Annotated in this window: 21 protein-coding genes and 1 tRNA gene; 6 read left to right on the top strand and 16 right to left on the bottom strand. The window is 66.6% G+C overall.

From position 1 onward, the window contains the following. Window positions 1–219: 219 nt before the first annotated feature. The 3 genes from EBMC1_RS03830 to EBMC1_RS03820 all read right to left on the bottom strand — a co-directional run bounded on the left by EBMC1_RS03830 (window position 220) and on the right by EBMC1_RS03820 (window position 3,890). The gene (locus tag EBMC1_RS03830) at window positions 220–1,440 is read right to left on the bottom strand and encodes a M20 metallopeptidase family protein (RefSeq protein ID WP_003040910.1); all 1,221 of its coding nucleotides are present in this window, start codon (window positions 1,438–1,440) and stop codon (window positions 220–222) included. A gap of 81 nt (window positions 1,441–1,521) precedes the next feature. Continuing rightward, window positions 1,522–2,721 carry a hypothetical protein gene (locus EBMC1_RS03825; RefSeq protein ID WP_003040907.1) on the bottom strand — a complete coding sequence of 400 codons (1,200 nt, stop codon included), beginning with the start codon at window positions 2,719–2,721 and terminating at the stop codon, window positions 1,522–1,524. Next, window positions 2,718–3,890 (bottom strand): acyl-CoA dehydrogenase family protein, encoded by a 1,173-nt coding sequence (locus EBMC1_RS03820; protein ID WP_003040904.1) that lies wholly within the window; start codon window positions 3,888–3,890, stop codon window positions 2,718–2,720. Before EBMC1_RS03820 ends, EBMC1_RS03825 begins: the two co-directional genes overlap by 4 nt. 116 nt (window positions 3,891–4,006) lie before the next feature. Here EBMC1_RS03820 and EBMC1_RS03815 point away from each other — a divergent pair, with 116 nt between their 5' ends. Then, entirely contained in the window at window positions 4,007–5,266 is a 1,260-nt protein-coding gene (locus EBMC1_RS03815) for a dipeptidase (RefSeq protein ID WP_003040901.1), read from the top strand. A 35-nt stretch (window positions 5,267–5,301) separates the two neighbouring features. On the opposite strand, the gene EBMC1_RS03810 is transcribed toward EBMC1_RS03815, so the two are convergent. Both EBMC1_RS03810 and EBMC1_RS03805 read right to left on the bottom strand, forming a co-directional pair. Beyond that, complete coding sequence (locus EBMC1_RS03810; protein ID WP_003040898.1) at window positions 5,302–5,694, bottom strand: DoxX family protein; 393 nt, start codon at window positions 5,692–5,694, stop codon at window positions 5,302–5,304. After that, complete coding sequence (locus EBMC1_RS03805; protein WP_003040895.1) at window positions 5,691–6,983, bottom strand: FAD-dependent oxidoreductase; 1,293 nt, start codon at window positions 6,981–6,983, stop codon at window positions 5,691–5,693. Before EBMC1_RS03805 ends, EBMC1_RS03810 begins: the two co-directional genes overlap by 4 nt. 175 nt (window positions 6,984–7,158) lie before the next feature. On the opposite strand from EBMC1_RS03805, the gene EBMC1_RS03800 reads away from it, so the two are divergent. After that, window positions 7,159–7,232: transfer RNA gene (locus tag EBMC1_RS03800), tRNA-Gln, on the top strand. 249 nt (window positions 7,233–7,481) lie between these two features. On the opposite strand, the gene EBMC1_RS03795 is transcribed toward EBMC1_RS03800, so the two are convergent. The 5 genes from EBMC1_RS03795 to EBMC1_RS03775 form a co-directional block, all read right to left on the bottom strand. Beyond that, window positions 7,482–7,907 carry a winged helix DNA-binding protein gene (locus EBMC1_RS03795; RefSeq protein ID WP_003040893.1) on the bottom strand — a complete coding sequence of 142 codons (426 nt, stop codon included), beginning with the start codon at window positions 7,905–7,907 and terminating at the stop codon, window positions 7,482–7,484. Next, window positions 7,904–8,311, bottom strand: coding sequence for a JAB domain-containing protein (locus tag EBMC1_RS18635; RefSeq protein ID WP_003040890.1), 408 nt, complete (start codon window positions 8,309–8,311; stop codon window positions 7,904–7,906). The genes EBMC1_RS03795 and EBMC1_RS18635 overlap by 4 nt, the downstream gene beginning before the upstream one ends. Before the next feature lie 116 nt (window positions 8,312–8,427). Next, a complete protein-coding gene (locus tag EBMC1_RS18630; protein ID WP_040589442.1) occupies window positions 8,428–8,931 on the bottom strand; it encodes a hypothetical protein in 504 nt (167 codons plus the stop codon). A gap of 176 nt (window positions 8,932–9,107) precedes the next feature. Next, window positions 9,108–9,650: a hypothetical protein gene (locus EBMC1_RS03780; RefSeq protein WP_003040887.1), complete on the bottom strand. Its 543-nt coding sequence runs from the start codon at window positions 9,648–9,650 to the stop codon at window positions 9,108–9,110. 398 nt (window positions 9,651–10,048) lie between these two features. After that, complete coding sequence (locus EBMC1_RS03775) at window positions 10,049–10,606, bottom strand: TetR/AcrR family transcriptional regulator (protein ID WP_003040884.1); 558 nt, start codon at window positions 10,604–10,606, stop codon at window positions 10,049–10,051. Between the two features lie 68 nt (window positions 10,607–10,674). Here EBMC1_RS03775 and EBMC1_RS03770 point away from each other — a divergent pair, with 68 nt between their 5' ends. Genes EBMC1_RS03770 through EBMC1_RS03760 form a run of 3 tightly spaced genes read left to right on the top strand, consistent with a single transcriptional unit; the run spans window position 10,675 to window position 11,798 of the window. Beyond that, a complete protein-coding gene (locus EBMC1_RS03770) occupies window positions 10,675–11,103 on the top strand; it encodes a hypothetical protein (RefSeq protein WP_196795392.1) in 429 nt (142 codons plus the stop codon). Next, window positions 11,100–11,444, top strand: a complete 345-nt coding sequence (locus tag EBMC1_RS03765) for a hypothetical protein (protein ID WP_003040878.1) — start codon at window positions 11,100–11,102, stop codon at window positions 11,442–11,444. Before EBMC1_RS03770 ends, EBMC1_RS03765 begins: the two co-directional genes overlap by 4 nt. Window positions 11,445–11,447: 3 nt before the next feature. After that, on the top strand, window positions 11,448–11,798 hold the full coding sequence (locus EBMC1_RS03760; RefSeq protein WP_003040875.1) for a hypothetical protein: 351 nt from the start codon (window positions 11,448–11,450) through the stop codon (window positions 11,796–11,798). A 62-nt stretch (window positions 11,799–11,860) separates the two neighbouring features. Here EBMC1_RS03760 and EBMC1_RS03755 read toward each other — a convergent pair whose 3' ends face one another. The 4 genes from EBMC1_RS03755 to EBMC1_RS03740 all read right to left on the bottom strand — a co-directional run bounded on the left by EBMC1_RS03755 (window position 11,861) and on the right by EBMC1_RS03740 (window position 15,255). Further along, a complete protein-coding gene (locus EBMC1_RS03755) occupies window positions 11,861–12,406 on the bottom strand; it encodes a fasciclin domain-containing protein (RefSeq protein WP_003040873.1) in 546 nt (181 codons plus the stop codon). An 84-nt stretch (window positions 12,407–12,490) separates the two neighbouring features. After that, window positions 12,491–13,159, bottom strand: coding sequence for an anti-sigma factor (locus EBMC1_RS03750; RefSeq protein WP_081611133.1), 669 nt, complete (start codon window positions 13,157–13,159; stop codon window positions 12,491–12,493). Further along, window positions 13,152–13,760, bottom strand: a complete 609-nt coding sequence (locus tag EBMC1_RS03745; protein ID WP_231292859.1) for a sigma-70 family RNA polymerase sigma factor — start codon at window positions 13,758–13,760, stop codon at window positions 13,152–13,154. Before EBMC1_RS03745 ends, EBMC1_RS03750 begins: the two co-directional genes overlap by 8 nt. Before the next feature lie 4 nt (window positions 13,761–13,764). Beyond that, window positions 13,765–15,255, bottom strand: a complete 1,491-nt coding sequence (locus EBMC1_RS03740; RefSeq protein WP_040589441.1) for a phytoene desaturase — start codon at window positions 15,253–15,255, stop codon at window positions 13,765–13,767. Between the two features lie 123 nt (window positions 15,256–15,378). Here EBMC1_RS03740 and EBMC1_RS03735 point away from each other — a divergent pair, with 123 nt between their 5' ends. Further along, window positions 15,379–15,834 carry a DUF3429 family protein gene (locus EBMC1_RS03735; RefSeq protein ID WP_156000953.1) on the top strand — a complete coding sequence of 152 codons (456 nt, stop codon included), beginning with the start codon at window positions 15,379–15,381 and terminating at the stop codon, window positions 15,832–15,834. Here the strand turns inward: EBMC1_RS03735 and EBMC1_RS03730 are convergent. Next, a complete protein-coding gene (locus EBMC1_RS03730) occupies window positions 15,809–16,801 on the bottom strand; it encodes an NAD(P)/FAD-dependent oxidoreductase (protein ID WP_156000951.1) in 993 nt (330 codons plus the stop codon). The genes EBMC1_RS03735 and EBMC1_RS03730 overlap by 26 nt on opposite strands. Then, window positions 16,801–16,932: GTP cyclohydrolase I (locus tag EBMC1_RS03725; protein ID WP_003040857.1), on the bottom strand; the 132-nt coding region annotated here is incomplete at its 5' end. The genes EBMC1_RS03725 and EBMC1_RS03730, both read right to left, overlap by 1 nt.

Below are 16,932 nucleotides of genomic sequence, written 5' to 3'. Positions count from 1 at the left end.
CGCGCCGCGGATATTGCACCACGGCGCGCCGGCTTACGCCCTGCCTCCCCATGACCCCGCGATGCGGCGCGGGGCCGAAGGCCCCACCTCCGGGAGCGGCCAGAGCGGCCCGGAAGGGCCGCCGGCGATGAAGGGATCGCAGCGGTCAACCGGAACGCCCCCACCATGCGGCGCCGATTCCTGCCGCGCATTGACCGAAGTCAAAAAAGCGCCGGTGCGTCAGGCAAAACCCTCGTTCAAAAAGCGTTCGGCGAGGGCGGCGTGGAGGGCGGCGCCGCGGGCCATGACCTTTTCGTCGAGCACCATCCGGTTCGAGTGGAGGCCGCAGCACTGGCGCCAGTCGCTGCCCGCCTCGCTGGCGCCGAGCCAGAACATCGCGCCGGGCACTTTTTCGAGGACATAGGCGAAATCCTCGGCCCCCATCACCGGATTGTCCATCGTCAGCCAGGCCGCCTCGCCGAATGTCTCTTCGACGACGCGCTGGCCGAAGGCGGCGGCGCGGCTGTCGCACACGGTGACGGGGAAGCCTTCCTCGATTGCGACTTCGGCGGTGCAGCCATGCGCTTCGGCGATCGCAGGGACGAGGCGCCGCAGTTCGGCGGCGACCATCGCGCGGCGATGCGGCGACAGGGTGCGGATCGTGCCCTGCATGTCCGCGATTTCGGGGATGATGTTGTTCGTCGTGCCCGCGGCGATCTTCGCGATGGTGATGACGGCGGGATCGAAGACCGAGATGCGGCGCGTCACCATCGTCTGGATCGCGGTGACGATCGCGCAAGCGACGGGGATGGGGTCGATCGCATCCTGCGGCATCGAGGCGTGGCCGCCGGCGCCCTTGACGGTGATCGAAAGGACGTCGGACGAAGCGAGCAGCGGCCCGGCGCGCCCCGCGAAGATGCCGTGCGGCGCGTTGGGCATGATGTGGAGCGCGAAGGCCGCGTCGGGCAGCGGATCGATCAGCCCGTCACCCAGCATAAACCGCGCGCCATGATGCCCCTCTTCGCCGGGCTGGAACATGAACATCACCGTGCCGGGCAGGCGGTCGCGCGCCGCGCAGAGCAGCTTCGCCGCGCCGACAAGCATCGCGACATGTGTATCATGGCCGCAGGCATGCATCGCCCCGCTGGTTTCGGAGGTGAAGTCGAGCCCCGTATCCTCGACCAAGGGCAGCGCGTCCATGTCGCCGCGCAGCAGCACGGTGCGGGCATTCCCCCCGTTCCCCGCCAAACCCCCGCGCAGGATCGCGACCAGCCCCGTGGTCGACGGCCCTTCGCGAAATTCGAGCGGCAGGCCGGAGAGCGCATCCTTGATCTTGGCGAGCGTCTTGGGGTTCTGAAGGCCGAGTTCCGGCTCGCGGTGGATAGCGCGGCGCAGATCGACAAGATCATCGAGAAGGGTTTCGGCCTCGGCGGGCCAGCGGCTTGTTTCGGTCAGCGTCATCTCTCGATCCTCGATGGGGGGCGTCACGCGATCCTAGAACGTCGCCGCCGGCTTGTCAGCCTGCCGCGGCGCGGCCGAGGGTCAGCACGGCGAGCGCGATGGCGATGGCGCTGCCGTGCAGGGCGATGCGGCCCCAGCGGGTCGGGGCGGGGTCGACCCATTCGACGACGAGTGCGGTCGCCGACTGGATGCCATAATAGAGAACGAAGGCTTTGGACGCCCAGGCGATGACGGTGAAGATGTCGCCCGCCCACACCACCGCGATCGAGGCTGATGCTGCGATGACATAGCCGATAGCGACGGGGATTCGCTGGCGCGAGGCGCCGGCGACGAGGCCGCTGGCGCCGTTGAGATCGGCGACCGCCGCCGAAAGCTGTGACAGCAGCGCGGCGACGATGATCGCCGGCGCGACCAGGCTGCCGACGGGGCGCAGCAGTTCGATGACATGGGTGTCGCCGCCTCGGGCGGCAGGCGCCCGTCGAGCCACGGCGTCAGCAGGCCGATGAACAGCATATAGACGACAAAGGCGATCCACTGGGCATGGCGCATCGTGCGCACCCGCGTCGCGCGGTCGTAGCTGTCGCCGAGGTAGCGCGAGGTTTCGAACCCCTGGACGAGGATGATGAGGCCGAGCAGGATGCGGACCGCATCGAAGCCCTCCGCCTGGTCGGCGAGCGGACGGACCGCGACCGTTCCCGCCGCGACCTCCGACCCCAGCGCCCAGGCGAGCGCGGCGATGAGCGCGGCGATCATCGCCAGCTTGAGCCCGACCGAGCCAAGCTCGACATGTTCGAGCCAGCGCAGACCGCCGAAATAGCCGAGCGTGCCGAGCAGCGCGAGGATCGCGGTCGTCATCCCGTGCGCAACCATCGGATCGACGACGTCGAACGCCTTGAGTGCGAAATCGGCGAGCAGGTCGAGATAATAAGCGACCGAGACGAAATAGGCGAGGATCAACGCAAGATCGGCGGCGCGGTCGAGCCAGAGCAGCACCGCCGGCGGCGATTCGGCCGCGAGCATCGGTTCGAGGCGACTGATATTGTCGCGCACCGCAAGACCGAAGAGATAGGAAATGGCGCAGAGCGCCGCCATCGCCGCGACCGCATAATGGCCCGCGACATGGCCAAGGATCGGCCCCGCGACGAGGAAGCCCGACCCGATGATCGACGCGAGCGGCGTGACGGTCGCGCGCCAGTCGCGCGAACGCAGCAGCGGCGGCGACAGCAGCACCGCCGCGGTCGCGATCGCGACGACGAGCAGGACGAGGTCGGTCGAACTCATCGACCGCCGAAGAGCTGCCGCCCCGCCAGATCGAGCATGATTTCCTCGCTGCCGCCGCCGATCGCGTTGACGCGGACCTCGCGGTAGATGCGTTCGACCTTGCTGCCGGTGATGTAGCTCGCGCCGCCCAGCACCTGCGCCGCCTCGCGCGCGACCGCTTCGAGCATCCGGGTCGCCTGTACCTTGAGCATCGCGAAATCGGCGGGGCGGTCCTTGCCGGTCTTCACCTGCCACGCGCAGAGGTCGACCCACGCCTGCGTCGCTTCGATCTGGCGTTCCATATCGGCGAGTTTGATGCGGATCGACTGGTGGCCGACGAGCGGCTTGCCGAACGTCTCGCGATTCTGCGCCCATTCGGCCGCTTCGGCGAGCGCGACGCGGGCATAGGCGCAGCAGCCCATCGCCATGCCGAGCCGTTCCGAATTGAAGTTGCGCATGATGCCGATGAAGCCGCCGTTTTCGGCCCCGATCAGGTTTGTCGCGGGGACGCGCACGTCCGCGAAATGGATCGCCGCGGTGTCGCTGCAGCGCCAGCCCATCTTGTCGAGCCGCGTGCGTTCGACGCCGGGCGCGTCCATGTCGATAAGCAGCAGCGAGATACCGCCCGCGCCAGGACCGCCGGTGCGCACCGCGCAGGTCAGCCAATCGGCGCGCATGCCGCTGGTGATGAACATCTTGCCGCCATTGACGAGATAATCGTCGCCGTCGCGCACCGCCGTCGTCTTGAGGTTGGCGACGTCGCTGCCGCCGCCCGCTTCGGTAATGCCGAGCGCGATGATCTTGTCCCCCGCGAGCACGGGCGGCGCGACGCGCTGTTTCAATTCGTCCGAGCCGAGCGCGAGGATCGGCGGCAGGCCGATGCCGTGCGTCATCAGCGAGGCACCGAGTCCGCCCGCGCCGACCGCGGCGAGCTCCTCGGTCAGCACCAGCCCGTGGAAATTGTCGAAGCCTTCCGAATGGCCGCCATATTGCTCGGGGTAGCGCAGGCCAAGGATACCCGCTTCCGCCGCCTTCTTGTGCAGCGCGCGCGGCAGTTCGCCCTCGGCTTCCCAGCGGTCGATGTGCGGTGCGATCTCGCGTTCGACGAAGCGGCGGACGCTTTGCGCCAGCGCCTCGTGGGTTTCGTCATAATAGGGGGAACGGGCGCGCCAGTCGTCAAAAGCAGTCATGCCCCCGATGCTGGGCCCGGTTGACGTGGACGTCAAGGGAAGCGCGACCTTGCAGTGGCGTACAGACGACAAATTTCGGCTCGATTTCCTCGTCATGCACCTTAAGGTCGCCATCCATGACAAAATCCATCCTGCTCGCCGGCCTTGCCGCTCTCGCCTTCGTCTCGTCTCCCGCCGCCGCGCAGACCTCGCCCGAGGCAGTGGCCGAGGCCGCGCTCAAGAAGGCGCCGGTCTTCGACGGGCATAACGACGTGCCCTGGGCGCTGCGCGAGCGCGCCGACAATATGATCAACGGCTTCGATTTCAACGACACCAGCCACACCGCGACCACCGACCGCATTGCGATGCACACCGACCTGATCCGGCTGCGCAAGGGCCATGTCGGCGCGCAATTCTGGTCGGTCTATGTCCCGTCGAACAGCAACGAGGCGCAGGCGGTGCAGCAGACGCTGGAGCAGGTCGACGTGATGAAGCGTCTCGTCCAGCGCTATCCGAACGACCTGATGCTCGCGACCAGTTCGGCCGAGCTCGAAAAGGCGATGAAGGCGGGCAAGATCGCGGGCATGCTCGGCATGGAGGGCGGTCATTCGATCGGATCGAGCCTGGCGGTGCTGCGCGACATGTATGATCTCGGCGCGCGGTACATGACGCTGACCCACAGCCGGAACACCCCGTGGGGCGACAGCGCGACCGATGCGCCCGCGCACGACGGGCTGACCCCGTTCGGCGAACAGGTGGTGCGCGAGATGAACCGCATCGGCATGATCGTCGATCTGAGCCACACGAGCGAGGCGACGATGAAGGACGCGCTCGCCGTGGCGAAGGCGCCGGTGATGTTCAGCCACTCGGGCGCGCGCGGCGTCAACGACCATCCGCGCAACGTCCCCGACAGCGTGCTGCCGCTGGTCAAGGCGAACGGCGGCATCGTCATGGTGGTGTTGTTGCCGACCTTCCTCGATCCCCAGGTGCGCGCCTATGGCCTGTCGCGTACCGCCGAACAGGCGCGGTTGAAGGCGATGTATCCGGGCGATCCCTCTGCCGCCGACAAGGCGCTCGCCGACTGGGACAAGGCGAACCCGACGCCGACGACCGATGTCGCGAAGGTTGCCGACCATATCGATCATATCCGCAAGCTGGCCGGGATCGACCACATCGGGCTCGGCGGCGATTATGACGGCATGGATTCGGCGCCGGTCGGGATGGAGGATGTGTCGGGCTATCCCGCGTTGTTCGTCGAACTGGCGAAGCGCGGCTATTCGCAGGCCGACCTCGAAAAGATCGCGAGCGGCAACATGCTGCGCGTGCTGAAGGCGGTCGAGGCCTATGCGGCGAGCCAGAAGGGCCAGCCGCCGATCGAGACGCCAGTGGCGAAATGATTGCGCGTCGCCCCCCGCGACGGCGGAGGTGGCGGCTATTTCCTGTTGAACGGCCAGTCGATCGCGCCGCTCGCCCACAGCGCCCACCAGATGATGAGCGGCTGCGCGGCGAGGCGCGGGCCGTGGTACCACCAGCCGAGCGTCTGTCCGCCGATCGCGACATGCGCGAAGGCGTGATGGAAATTCGCCGGCCACACGCACAGCGCATAGAGGGCAAGGCCCCAGCCCGCCGCCTTGCGCGTCGCCGGGATCAGCAACCCCAGCGCGCCCGCCAGTTCGGCAATGCCCGTCGCGGCGACGACCAGCGCCGGCTGCGGCACCCAGGGCGGGGTGATCGCCACGAAGGGCGCGGGGGTGGCGAGGTGGCGGTAGCCCGCGTAGCCATAAGCGAGCGCGAGCAGCCAGCGCAGCGCCGTGCGGATCGTCACCGCCCGATGGCTTCGATCATCGCCTCGACGCGGACGAATTTCTCGCGCGGGTTGCCTTCGAGCGCGGCGGCGACCTCCGCCGCCTCGATCTTGCGCCAGTCGCGAAAGGTAACGGGCGCGATGCCGCGCCCCGCGAGCAGCGCGTCGAGGCCGTGACGGCCCGCCTTGCCGCCACCGCGGCCGATATCCTCCAGCACCATGTCGGCGATGCGCGCGCCGTCGGGCTTGTTGGTGCCGATCGTCCCCGAAGGCCCGCGCCGCGCCCAGCCGACGCAATAGAGGCCGGGCAGGATCCGCCCTTCGTCATTGGCGAAGCGGCCGCGACCATGTTCATAGGGCACGCCGGGGATCGGCGGCGTCTGATAACCGATGCAGCTGACGACCAGGCCCGCCTCGATCGCATAGGTTTCGCCGGTGCCATGGCTGCGCAGATCGGCATCGAGCCGCGTCCGTTCGACGATGACGCGCTGGGCGCGCCCGTCGCCCTCTATCGCGACGGGCATGGCAAAGAAGTCGAAGTCGATCGTCACCGGCTTGGCTACCGGATTCGCCGCGAACTGCCGCAGATGCGTCACCGACTTGCGCATGCCGGGTTCGAGCAGCGCGTCGTCGCCCTCGTCGGGCAGATCGGCGGGGTCGACGCGCGGGCTGGCGCGTTCGAGATGGCCCAGCTCGCCCAGCTCCTTCGGCGTCATCGCGATCTGGTGCGGGCCGCGGCGGCCGAGAATGTGGATGTGCCGGATATTGCTCGTCGCGAGCAGGTCCCGCGCATGGGCGACGATGTCGCTGCCGGCGAATTCGGCGGGGGTCTTGGCAAGGATGCGCGCGACATCGAGCGCGACATTGCCATTGCCGATCACCGCGACGCCGGGGCTGTCGAGCGGCGGGTCGAGATCGGCGAAATCGGGGTGGCCATTGTACCAGCCGACGAAGGCGGCGCTGCCGATGACGCCGGGCAGATCGGCGCCGGGAATCCCCAGCGCCCGGTCATTGGGTGCCCCGGTCGCGAGCACGACGGCGTCGTAGAGCTGCGTCAGTTCGTCGATCCCGACGTCGGTGCCGACCGACACATGGCCGACGAAGCGCACATTGTCCGCCAGGGCGACGCCCTCGTACCGGCGCGACACCGCCTTGATCGACTGGTGATCGGGGGCGACGCCGGTGCGGATCAGCCCATAGGGAACGGGCAGGCGATCGATCACGTCGACGGTAATATCCTCCGCCTTCTGCAAGGTTTCGGCGGTATAATATCCGGCCGGACCCGACCCGACGATCGCGACATGACGCATCAGCCCACCTCCAAGTGCAGGACCTGCGCCGGGGCGCGGCCCCTCTGTTCTTCTGTTCTGGGCGCGATGCTAGCGGCGAATTGGATAAGGGCAAGCCGCCTGTTGCGCGAACCCGACCTGGCGGTCGCACCGGCCTTGACAGACGGCCCACGCAATCATATTGCGCGCCCCTCATTGCCCCGTCGTCTAATGGTAAGACTACGGATTCTGATTCCGTCTATTGAGGTTCGAATCCTCACGGGGCATCCAAAAATTCTAAAGCAAATCAATGAGATATTGGCGCCGGGTCGGGTGTCCACTGCTTTTCTCAGACTTCCTCCGCGTTCCGAATTCTTCATGGAATTGTGTCGCTTATCCCGGTCTGCATGACCCTCTTATTGCGCGGATGGTGCATGGGAGCGTGGTTTTAGCCTTCGGCCTTCCCCGGCCCCGAATTTGAGGTCCCGCGATCTTCCGGCTCGCGCGGCCCCTTCCGGCCTGGCGTCTTGCGCGCTGCTGTCAGCCTTGGCGCCCTTGCGTGGCCGCCCCCGCGGCCAGTCCGCCGGCAACGGCGCTGCGCAGGCAGCGCTCGATTGTCTCGAGCCCCGCCTCGGTCAGCGAGAGGAGAACGACGCGGGCATCGCTCGCGGCGCGTCGGCGTTCGATCAACCCCAGTTCGGTAAGCTTGCCGATCCATCGCAGCGCCGTCGTCGCGGGTACGGCGGCGGCAATGCACAGGCTGTGCACGCTGACCGCGCGCCGTTCGCCGCGCTGGATATAGAGATCGAGCAGCATGTCCCACGCCGGCTCGGCAAAAATGTCGAGACCGAAGATCGCCTCGCGGCGCCGCCTGAAGGCATATTGCGCTTTGGCAAAGGCGAGCAGAGGGGCGTCGATGTCGCACTCGACGAGGCGCAAGGTCGGCGTCTCGCGCTGCCAACTCATAGCAGCCCCCTTGCGCGCATGCTCAGGACAAGGCCCCCGCCGACGATCAGATGATCGTGCAAGCGGATGTCGACCGCGGCAAGTAGAGCGCCCATCTTGGAGGTGAACGCCTCGTCGGCAGCGCTCGGCTCGCTCGACCCCGACGGATGATTGTGCGCGAGGATCACCCCGTGCGCTCCGGCCTCGAAGGCATGCGCGAGAAGCGTCCGCAGCGACGGGGAGACATGCGTAATCGTCCCTTCGGCGATCTGTTTGTCAGCTATATAGTCGGAGGCGCTGTCGACAAAGATCGCATGAAGTCGCTCGGTCGGGGCGTCGTTCAGTTGGATCAGCAAATAGTCGTGCAGTCGTGGATCGCCGGCCTTTACCGGGCTGCGCGCGATTTGTTCGCGCAGCCCGGCCATGACAAGGGCGCGCGCCGCGGCGATCGAGGCGGCAAGGTGCTCGTCACCATCAAGAACGCCTGACAGCTGTCGCGGCGAAGCAGCGAGGGCGCGGCCCAGACCCCCGAAATGCGTGATCAGCTGCTGGGCGGCCGTGGACGCGCGCTCGGCGGCGAAGGGGGCGAGGAGCTCCGCCAGGACGGATACGGCCCGTGGCGCCGCCGCCGCCGCGCGTGGCGCCAGATCCCGAACCCCAGGATCGGCAAGATGATATAAAAGGGGCCATAAATCATCAGACCGTAGGCGAGTTTTGGAAAGCTGCTCGTCAGTTCGCGCGAGAAATGCCCGATCACCGAGACGAGCTGGAAGGCGGCTAGCCATAAAGGATATATCCTGTTCGCCCAGAGCGCGACGGCAATGAAGCCCGCCGCCATCATGAGGTCGAATGTCAGGTGACCGAGGTCGACCGATCCGTAGATCGCGCCATGGCCCGCCAAAAGGTGATAGACGGGGTCGGCAAGGGTCGCGAAGCCAAGAATCGCCACGCAGATCCGCTCGGGTGCCGCTCCCCAGCGCAGTGCTGCTGCACCGAAGAGAAGCATCATCACCAGATTTGCTATTTGAAGCCGGTCCATCGGCACAGCGTGGCGCGGCGCAGCGGACGGGTCAACGCCTGGGCGGCTGTAAGGCGCGCCGAAGTCTCGTCGGCGCCGCGAATCTGGTGACGAGACCGCCCCATAAACCGAGTGTTGCCTTCATTGTCTTTCCCCTCGCATCGGCGCCCGCGGCCGATGCATTCCAATAGACAGGGGATCGGTCAGCCGTTCACGATATCCGCAAGCGCTCTGGCGACGCCAAGGCCGACCGCCAGACTGGCAAGGATCGCGAGCAGAATGATTGCGATCGCCGCACCGCGGGATAGCATGGCGTTGCTGCCATCGAGCATCCCCGGGACGACGCGCGGCTGCGGCATCTCCTCGGCCCAGGGAGCATCCACCCGAACGGCGATGCTGTCCCGGAACCTGGCAGTCGTCTCGTCCGCATCGCTCCCGTCCCCGGCTTTCCCGAATGCAGCGCGTGCGCCTAGCTGTATAAATTCGTCATCATTTTCTACACATGGCACTGATGACCCTGCATCCAGCGCGATGCGATCGCGCCAGTTGCGATAGCGCCGCACAAGCTGGTGTCGCGTAATGCCGCCGAGGCGCAGACGCAGCACTTCGATGCGCCGGTTGATCGCGGGCTCGCTGACCGCGAGTGCACCCGCGATCTCCTTGCTGGTACGATTATTGGCGAGCAGTTCGAGCACGGCCCGCTGCTTTTCGGTCGCAAATGTAAAATCGTCTTCGCCGTCGCCCACGCTTTTCCCTCATCGGTGTTGAACCTAGCATAACCATCTGCGCAGATCGCAATCAATGGTCGGGAGTTTTTTGGTTAAATCGGGGCGTCGAAGGGCCGGGATGCCGATTATGAACCGCTGCACCTGTCAGGATATGAAACGCGTTGCGTGAAGGCGCTGGCTGCCTTCGGGTTACGCTTTTTTGTTGAGCGCTTGACGGATAGCCGCCGACGATCCACATTCCCCTTATCGTTCAACAACGGAAAGGAGGTGGTCTGATGTCTCATTGTCATATGCCGCATGCGGCAACGCTGGTGAGCTTGGCCTCCGCCATGGAGCGGCCGCTTATCTGAGCAAAGCCCCTGTTGGCTGACAATGGAAAGGCCGTCCCGCAAGGGGCGGCCTTTCACGTACCGCGATCAGCGAGGACGACCGAGATGGGAGATAGCGCGCGCGGCGCGCGCCGCCAGATCGGGCCCGCGGCCGATGTCGATGATCGCGAGACCGTCAACCGCCGCGACGATCATCGCGGCGACGGCCTGCCGATCGGCGGCCTCGTCAATCGCAAGATGCGCCTCGACCCATGCCAGGAAGCCGGCCAGCATCGCTTCGGCGATGGCGGGGAAAGGGGCTTCGCCGCGGCCCGCCGCTGCAATCATCTGAACCCATAGTCGCATATAGGGCCGGATTTCGGCGCGCGTGACGAGTGCCCCGGCGCGTTCGAGGAGGGCAAGCGGTGAGAGCCTCTCGCCTTCGCCGACCGCTTCGCCAATATGCCCGGCAAGGTCCGCGGCGATCCGCTGCGCGGCGCAGCCCAGCACCTCGGCCTTGTCGGCGAAATAATAAAGCAGCATCCGGTCGCTGACCGCCGCCGCGCGCGCGAGCTCGCGCAAACTCGTCTGCGCGAGCCCATGGTCGAGCAAATGCGCTGCCAGAGCGGCCTCGACCCGTGCACGCTGTTCTTCGCGGCTGACCATCTTCACCTCTTGCGCCCGCTGCTAGCGATCGATATGAATGTAGCAACTGCTACATGGATTCGCATCTGATGATGTACGGACCTGACCATAAGCTGTTCGAGCTTGCGCCCATTGGCGCGGCGCTGGTCTTTATCGCCTTCATCTTTGTCAAAATCGCGCGCCCGGCCAGAGCGCGCGGTAGCTGGCTGCTGGCGGCGGCAGCGTCATCGCTCTTCGCGATCTGGAGCGGTTACGCTGGGCTTACCGGCGGCTGGGCCGGCTTCTGGCCGCTTCATCAGGCCGGCGTTTGGGGCAATCAGATCTGGTTCGATCTGCTGCTCGCGGTCGGCGCCGCCTGGTCGCTGCTCTTGCCGCGCGCGCGATCGGTCGGGATGCGGGTGGTTCCTTGGACCCTCTTCGTCCTGGCGACCGGCAGCATCGGCCTTTGTGCGATGCTCGCGCGCTGCCTTTATCTGGAAGCATCGCCGCAGGGCGAATCGGGAGGGGATTTGGCATGACCTTGTTTCGGCTGTTTCTGGCGATCTGTTTGGTCGTCATCATCGCCTATACCGGCGTCACCATCGCGCATCACGGCTGGAATCTGCTGCCGGTCTTTTTCGGCGACATGGCGGCGATGAGTTGGCCCGGCCAGTTCAATCTCGACTTCTTCTGCTTCCTGCTGCTCTCCGGCCTCTGGACCGCGTGGCGGGGGCATTTCAGCGCGGTATCGCTTCTGCTGGGCCTCGTCGCGGTTTTTGGCGGGATGCTGTTCCTGTCACTCTATCTCTTGTGGCTGAGCTACCGATGCCGCGGCGATGCGCGGGCGATGCTGCTCGGTCCGGTGCGCGCACAAGGCTGAACCATGACGCCGATGCTTTACGTCTCGCTCCTGCTCAACGTCGCGGTCCTCATACCGGTTTGCCTGGGTCTTGCGCGCGGCGCGCGCTGGGCCGACGCGGCATGGGGGCCGCCGAGTCCGGCGCGGGGCATATTGCTAAGCATTTATGCCGCGATCCTGATCCTGTCGGTGCTGCTGCTGTTGCTCGGCCAGCCGTTGCTCGCCGCGCCACTGCTCGCGGTGCAGATACTTTACAAGCTGATGGCGCCCTTCATCGTGCGAGACTGGCGCAATCCTGTCATCCTGAGCAATCTCGCTATCGCGGCGGTTCATTGCGTAACGCTTGCCGGGCTTTGGTCTGGCTTGCGCCTCTGAACATCGCTTCACTGTAAAGAGCGCCCCCGCCGCGCGGCGCGCAGCGGGGGGGGCGCCTCGCTTCACGGCATCAGGACCGCGTCGATGACGTGGATGACGCCATTCGACTGCAGAACGTCCGCGGGACCGATCTTTGCCTTGCCGCCCTTGGCGTCGCTGACATACCAGCTTCCGTCCTTCTGCCAGACGGTAAGGGCTTCGCCCTCGACGGTCGTCAGAACGGCCTTGCCGCCGTTGGCCGCCGCCTTCGCCGCAATGTCGGCTGCAGTCAGGCGTCCGGGTACGACGTGATACGTCAGGATGCCGGTAAGCTTTGCCTTGTTTTCCGGGAGAAGCAGCGTGTCGACCGTACCGGCGGGCAGCTTTGCAAACGCCGCATCGGTTGGCGCGAAGACCGTGAAAGGCCCTGGCGAGGCGAGCGTGTCGACGAGCCCAGCAGCCTTCACCGCCGCCACCAGCGTCTTGTGATCGGCTGAGGCTGCAGCATTTTCGACAATATTCTTCGTCTCGTACATCGCGGCGCCGCCGACCATGGGATTTTTGGCGTGGGCGCCGGTGGTCGCGAGCGCAGCAGCGGCAAGGGCAAGAGTGATGTGCGAAATCTTCATCGAACATTCCTTTCCTGAATTTTTCGCCCCGGATGGGGGAGGGGCAGTGAAGCTACGAAATGGCTCGGCGGGCGGATGCATCCGCTAGATAAAAATTATCGCGCCGCGCGCGAGTGGCGGTCCGCTGGGCCGGAGGTGCGGCGTCGTCGAAGGTGCCTCGATCGTGATCGCGAACTCGCTGCCGCTCTGAACGAGCGGCCTGAGCGCGCGCGGCATGATCATTTCCGAACGCCCTTGCGGTGCAAGCTGGCCGAGCGAAACCGGCGCCATGCCGGGGCGCAGGATCCAAAGTTCCGGGCGCCCCGGCCCCGGCAGTGCTCCCGCTATCTCGACGCGCATCCGGCCCGACTTGGCCGCATAGCGCGCTCCGACCACCAGATCGGGACCGACCAACGTCGCGACCGCAAGGTTCGGTGCACGGCGCGCCTCGGGGGAAGGCCAGACCAGAACGGTCAGCATCAGCAGGGCGGCGGCCCCTACCATCGCCATCGAAGCGCGCGGCCAGCGGCTCTGCGAAGCTTTCCGCGCTTCAATCGCGGCGGCGATGCGGCCCCAGACCTCGCGCGGTGGAAAATGGGCTTCGACCTGCCAGGCAAGAGCGCCGAAATGCTCTTCCCAGGCCGCGACCTCGGCGGCAAAGCGCGCGTCGCTTGCAAGGCGGGCGGCGGCGATTGCCTGCTCATCCCGCGATAACAGGCCGAGCACCAGCTCCGCGGCGAGCACGTCGGTGGTGGCGGAACGACCGTCAGACATCGCCGAGGCAGGCGCGCAAGCGGACGAGCGAGCGCCGGATAATGCTTTTGATCGTGCCGAGCGGCAACGCTTCGCGCGCCGCAAGTTCGCGGTAGGAGAGCCCCTCGAAAAAGGCGGTCCGCAGAAAGCCGGCCGCGCGCGCATCAAGCGCCGCGAGGCAGCGGTCGATGGTCGCGCGGCTGTCGCGCTGGTCAAGCAGCGCATCCGGACCTGCGCCTTCGTCGGGGCGCAGGCTCAGCGCGTCGTCGATCGGTTGCTGGCGCAGCAGGCCGCGTGCTTCAGCCGAGCGACGCCAGTCGATCGCGGCATTTCGCGCTATCGCGGCGAGCCAACTGATCGGGCTGGCGCGCCGCCGGTCGAAACGCGCCGCATTTTCCCAGATCTTCAGATAAGCGCTCTGCAGCACATCTTCCGCCTGCGCCCTTTCGCCGCAGATTCTGAGGCAGATGCCGAACAGCTTCGCCGAGGTCAGCCGGTAGAGCGTGCGCATCGCTTCCTCGTCGCCGCGGCCGACCGCCTCGATCGCACGCACCAGCCGCGCGCGCGCAATATCGACGAGCGTCTCGCGGTCGGCCTGCATCATGGGGATCGCGGTTGCCACGGCGTCAATCCGCGACCGCGAGTGCGGCGGCATCGAGCATCAGCCCGGCGGTGGCCTTGGCGCTCGCGACGACGCCGGGAATCCCCGCACCGGGGTGGGTGCCCGCGCCGACAAAATAGAGATTGTCGATCGCGTCGTCGCGATTGTGCGTCCGGAACCACGCGCTTTGCGTGAGTGAGGGCAGCAAGCTGAAGGCGCTGCCGTGATGCGCGGCCAGATCGGCCGAAAAATCGCGCGGCGTATAGTGGAAGCGGGTGACGATCCGTTGAGAGAGATCGGGCAGCAGCCGTTCTTCGAGCTTGGCGATGACCTTGCGCGCGAGCGTCTCGCCTTCGCTGTTCCAGTCGATCGCGGCGTGGCCGAGATGGGGGGCCGGGACGAGCGCATAAAATGTGCTGCGCCCCGGCGGCGCGAGCGAGGGGTCCGTCGCGCTTGGGTGATGGAGGTAGATTGCGAAATCGTCGCTAAGCACCCCGCGGCGATAGATATCGTCCAGCAGTTCGCGGTAGCGCTCGGCGAACAGGATCATGTGATGGGGAACGCCGGGATAATGGCCCTCGACCCCGAAATGCAGAACGAACAGGCTCGGCGACCATTTCTTGCGGCCGAGCCGTCGCGCCATCTTTCGCCCCCGCCCGCCAGCGAGCAGGTCGCGATAGCTGTGCATGACGTCGGCGTTCGAGGCGATGGCGTCGGCGCGCAGCGAATGGCCGCTCGCGAGCGTCACCCCCGTGGCCCGGCGGCCTTCGCTGTGAATGCGCACCACCTTGTCGCCGAGACGAAGGCAGCCGCCCAGTCGCTCGAACTGGCGGACCAGTCCCGCGACGAGCGCGTTGGTCCCCCCTTGCGCGAACCAGACGCCGCCGTCTTTTTCGAGCTTGTGGATGAGCGCGTAGATGGCGCTTGTCGCCATCGGATTGCCGCCGACGAGCAGCGTATGAAACGAAAAGGCCTCGCGCAGCCGCGCATCCTTTATATGCGAGGCGACGGTTGCATAGACCGATCGCCAGGCGCGCTGTCTGGCGAGCGCGGGCGCCGCCTTGAGCATCGAGGCGAAATCGAGAAACGGCACCGCGCCCAGCTTCACATAGCCTTCGGCGTGAACCGCTTCAGAATAGCGCAAGAAGCGCTCGTAGCCTGCGACGTCGGCAGGGTTGAAGGCGGCAATCTCGCGGCGCAGCGCGGGTTCGTCATTGCCATAATCGAAATGGCTGCCGTCGGGCCATTGCAGGCGGTAGAAGGGAGAAACGGGCAAGAGCGTGACATCGGCCGCCATATCGGCGCCGGTGAGCCGCCAAAGCTCCGCAAGGCAGGCGGGGTCGGTAATGACCGTCGGTCCCGCGTCGAAGGTGAAGCCGTCGCGCTCCCAAACATAGGCGCGGCCGCCCGGCCGGTCGCGCGCTTCGACAAGGTCGACGGCAACGCCGGCCGACTGGAGGCGAATGGCCAGCGCCAACCCGCCTATTCCGGCTCCGATCACGATTGCCCTGCGCACAGATAATCTCCTTGGATGGTCGAAGCTTAGGCCGCGATGGCGCGCCGGGCGACCTGTCCTTTGGGCGGTATGTGCCTCAAAGGGCAGCTTGCCGCCGCGCGCGTCCCATGCTGGACGGCGCGCATGAACCTGACCGCAATCACCGTGTCGGCAGCTACGCGCCGTCTCGGCTTCGCCGGACTGCTTCCTGCCGCGGCATGCCTGGCGCTCATGCTCGCCGGCGGTGAGGCCTGGCGCTGGACCGCTCTCACCATCGGCTATCTCTATGCCGTGCTTATCTTCTCTTTCCTGGGCGGCGTCTGGTGGGGACTCGCCGTTCTGTTCGCGGACGCGCCGCGCTGGACTCCGCTCGCGGCGGTGATGCCGAGCCTCATCGGGCTCGCGAGCTTTGCCCCGTGGCTTTTCGGCGACCCTTGGCCGCAGCCTTCGCTGATTCTGGTCGGACTTCTGCTGCTGGTTTCGCCGCTGATCGATCGCGCCATCGTTGGCGCCGCGCCCGGCGGTGACGCGTGGATCATTTTGCGCGTCCAATTGTCGACCGGGCTTGGCGTGCTCAGCCTGTTGATCGCGCTTCTCTGACGATCTCGGACGTCAGCTCGCCGCGCTCGGCGAAGGACGCAGCGATATGGCATCCCAGCCGATCGCCGCGCTCCCACGCGGCTTCGACAAAGCCGTGCGCGAGCCAGTCGCCACAGGCACCGAGGCCGATTGCGGGATTCCACAGATCGACCGGATCACGGCCCGACGGCTGGCCGAACAGCCAGCGATGCGCGTGGCTATGGATGGGCTGCGGGAGAATGAGGTCGTGCGCGCGCGCGAGGTCAACCAGCAGCGCTTGGCAGATTTGATCGGCCGGCCGCGTCAGATTGGCCTCGCTCCATTCCCAGCTGGCCTGAACCACCCAGCATTCGGCAGAGCTGCGCCCAGGGCGCGTGCCATTGCGCATCGCGAGCGTGATGGGGCCGTCGCCGCGTATCAGATCGGTCGCCGCGCCGATCGGCCGCGCGAAAAGGAACATTGCCGACCATATGGGGTGCGAGCGGATCGCCATTGCCGCGCGGGCCATGGTGAAATCGTGCAGCGACAGAAGCGGAGCGGCCTGTTCTGCCGGGATGGCGACGACGGCGGCATCAAAAGGCGCGAAGCGCCTGGTCTCGCTGTGTACCGTCCAACCCGCGGGGCTTCGGGTCAACGCCGTGACCGGCGTCGACCAATGAATGCTATGCTCGGCGCCATAGGCTTTGAGCGGCGCGTTCATCGTCGGCACCCCGATCCACGCATCGCGGCCGGCCGCCGGCCAGCGGGCGGCAAGCCCGGCGGCCTCCCACTGGCCGACAAGCGCCGAAAAGCCTGCCGACCGCGCAGTAAAATGCGTCGCGCCCTGATCGACCGCGATGGTGCCTTGATCCGTGTCGATGCGGCGCGTCGACATGCGCCCTCCGGCCCCGCGCGCCTTGTCGAACAGCACGGGTTCGTGGCCCGCCGCACGCAGCGCCGCGGCGCACGCCAGCCCGGATATTCCTGCCCCGACGATCGCGACGCGCATCAATAGCCCATCAGGCTGAGCACTTCCTTGCGGCTGCGCTGGTCTTCGAGGAAGCAGCCGAGGACGCGGCTGGTGACCATGCCGACGCCGGGGGTGCGCACGCCGCGGCCGGTCATGCAGCCGTGCTGCGC

Source organism: Sphingopyxis sp. MC1 (assembly GCF_000371385.1).
In the GTDB taxonomy this organism is placed as follows: Bacteria; Pseudomonadota; Alphaproteobacteria; order Sphingomonadales; family Sphingomonadaceae; genus Sphingopyxis; species Sphingopyxis terrae.
The sequence above is the reverse complement of the archived record's forward strand: the minus strand, read 5'-3'. Positions and strand labels throughout refer to the sequence as shown.

What these genes read in the sequence shown, in the direction of transcription:
- EBMC1_RS03825 (WP_003040907.1), bottom strand. Translation starts at nt 2,721, where the DNA reads ATGAGTTCGACCGACCTCGTCCTGCTCGTCGTCGCGATCGCGACCGCG.
- EBMC1_RS03730 (WP_156000951.1), bottom strand. Translation starts at nt 16,801, where the DNA reads ATGCGCGTCGCGATCGTCGGGGCAGGAATATCCGGGCTGGCGTGCGCC.
- EBMC1_RS03765 (WP_003040878.1), top strand. Translation starts at nt 11,100, where the DNA reads ATGACCTTGTTTCGGCTGTTTCTGGCGATCTGTTTGGTCGTCATCATC.
- EBMC1_RS03750 (WP_081611133.1), bottom strand. Translation starts at nt 13,159, where the DNA reads ATGTCTGACGGTCGTTCCGCCACCACCGACGTGCTCGCCGCGGAGCTG.
- EBMC1_RS03770 (WP_196795392.1), top strand. Translation starts at nt 10,675, where the DNA reads ATGATGTACGGACCTGACCATAAGCTGTTCGAGCTTGCGCCCATTGGC.
- EBMC1_RS03805 (WP_003040895.1), bottom strand. Translation starts at nt 6,983, where the DNA reads ATGCGTCATGTCGCGATCGTCGGGTCGGGTCCGGCCGGATATTATACC.
- EBMC1_RS03795 (WP_003040893.1), bottom strand. Translation starts at nt 7,907, where the DNA reads ATGAGTTGGCAGCGCGAGACGCCGACCTTGCGCCTCGTCGAGTGCGAC.
- EBMC1_RS03815 (WP_003040901.1), top strand. Translation starts at nt 4,007, where the DNA reads ATGACAAAATCCATCCTGCTCGCCGGCCTTGCCGCTCTCGCCTTCGTC.
- EBMC1_RS03760 (WP_003040875.1), top strand. Translation starts at nt 11,448, where the DNA reads ATGACGCCGATGCTTTACGTCTCGCTCCTGCTCAACGTCGCGGTCCTC.
- EBMC1_RS03830 (WP_003040910.1), bottom strand. Translation starts at nt 1,440, where the DNA reads ATGACGCTGACCGAAACAAGCCGCTGGCCCGCCGAGGCCGAAACCCTT.
- EBMC1_RS03820 (WP_003040904.1), bottom strand. Translation starts at nt 3,890, where the DNA reads ATGACTGCTTTTGACGACTGGCGCGCCCGTTCCCCCTATTATGACGAA.
- EBMC1_RS18635 (WP_003040890.1), bottom strand. Translation starts at nt 8,311, where the DNA reads ATGGCCGGGCTGCGCGAACAAATCGCGCGCAGCCCGGTAAAGGCCGGC.
- EBMC1_RS03775 (WP_003040884.1), bottom strand. Translation starts at nt 10,606, where the DNA reads ATGGTCAGCCGCGAAGAACAGCGTGCACGGGTCGAGGCCGCTCTGGCA.
- EBMC1_RS03735 (WP_156000953.1), top strand. Translation starts at nt 15,379, where the DNA reads ATGAACCTGACCGCAATCACCGTGTCGGCAGCTACGCGCCGTCTCGGC.
- EBMC1_RS03755 (WP_003040873.1), bottom strand. Translation starts at nt 12,406, where the DNA reads ATGAAGATTTCGCACATCACTCTTGCCCTTGCCGCTGCTGCGCTCGCG.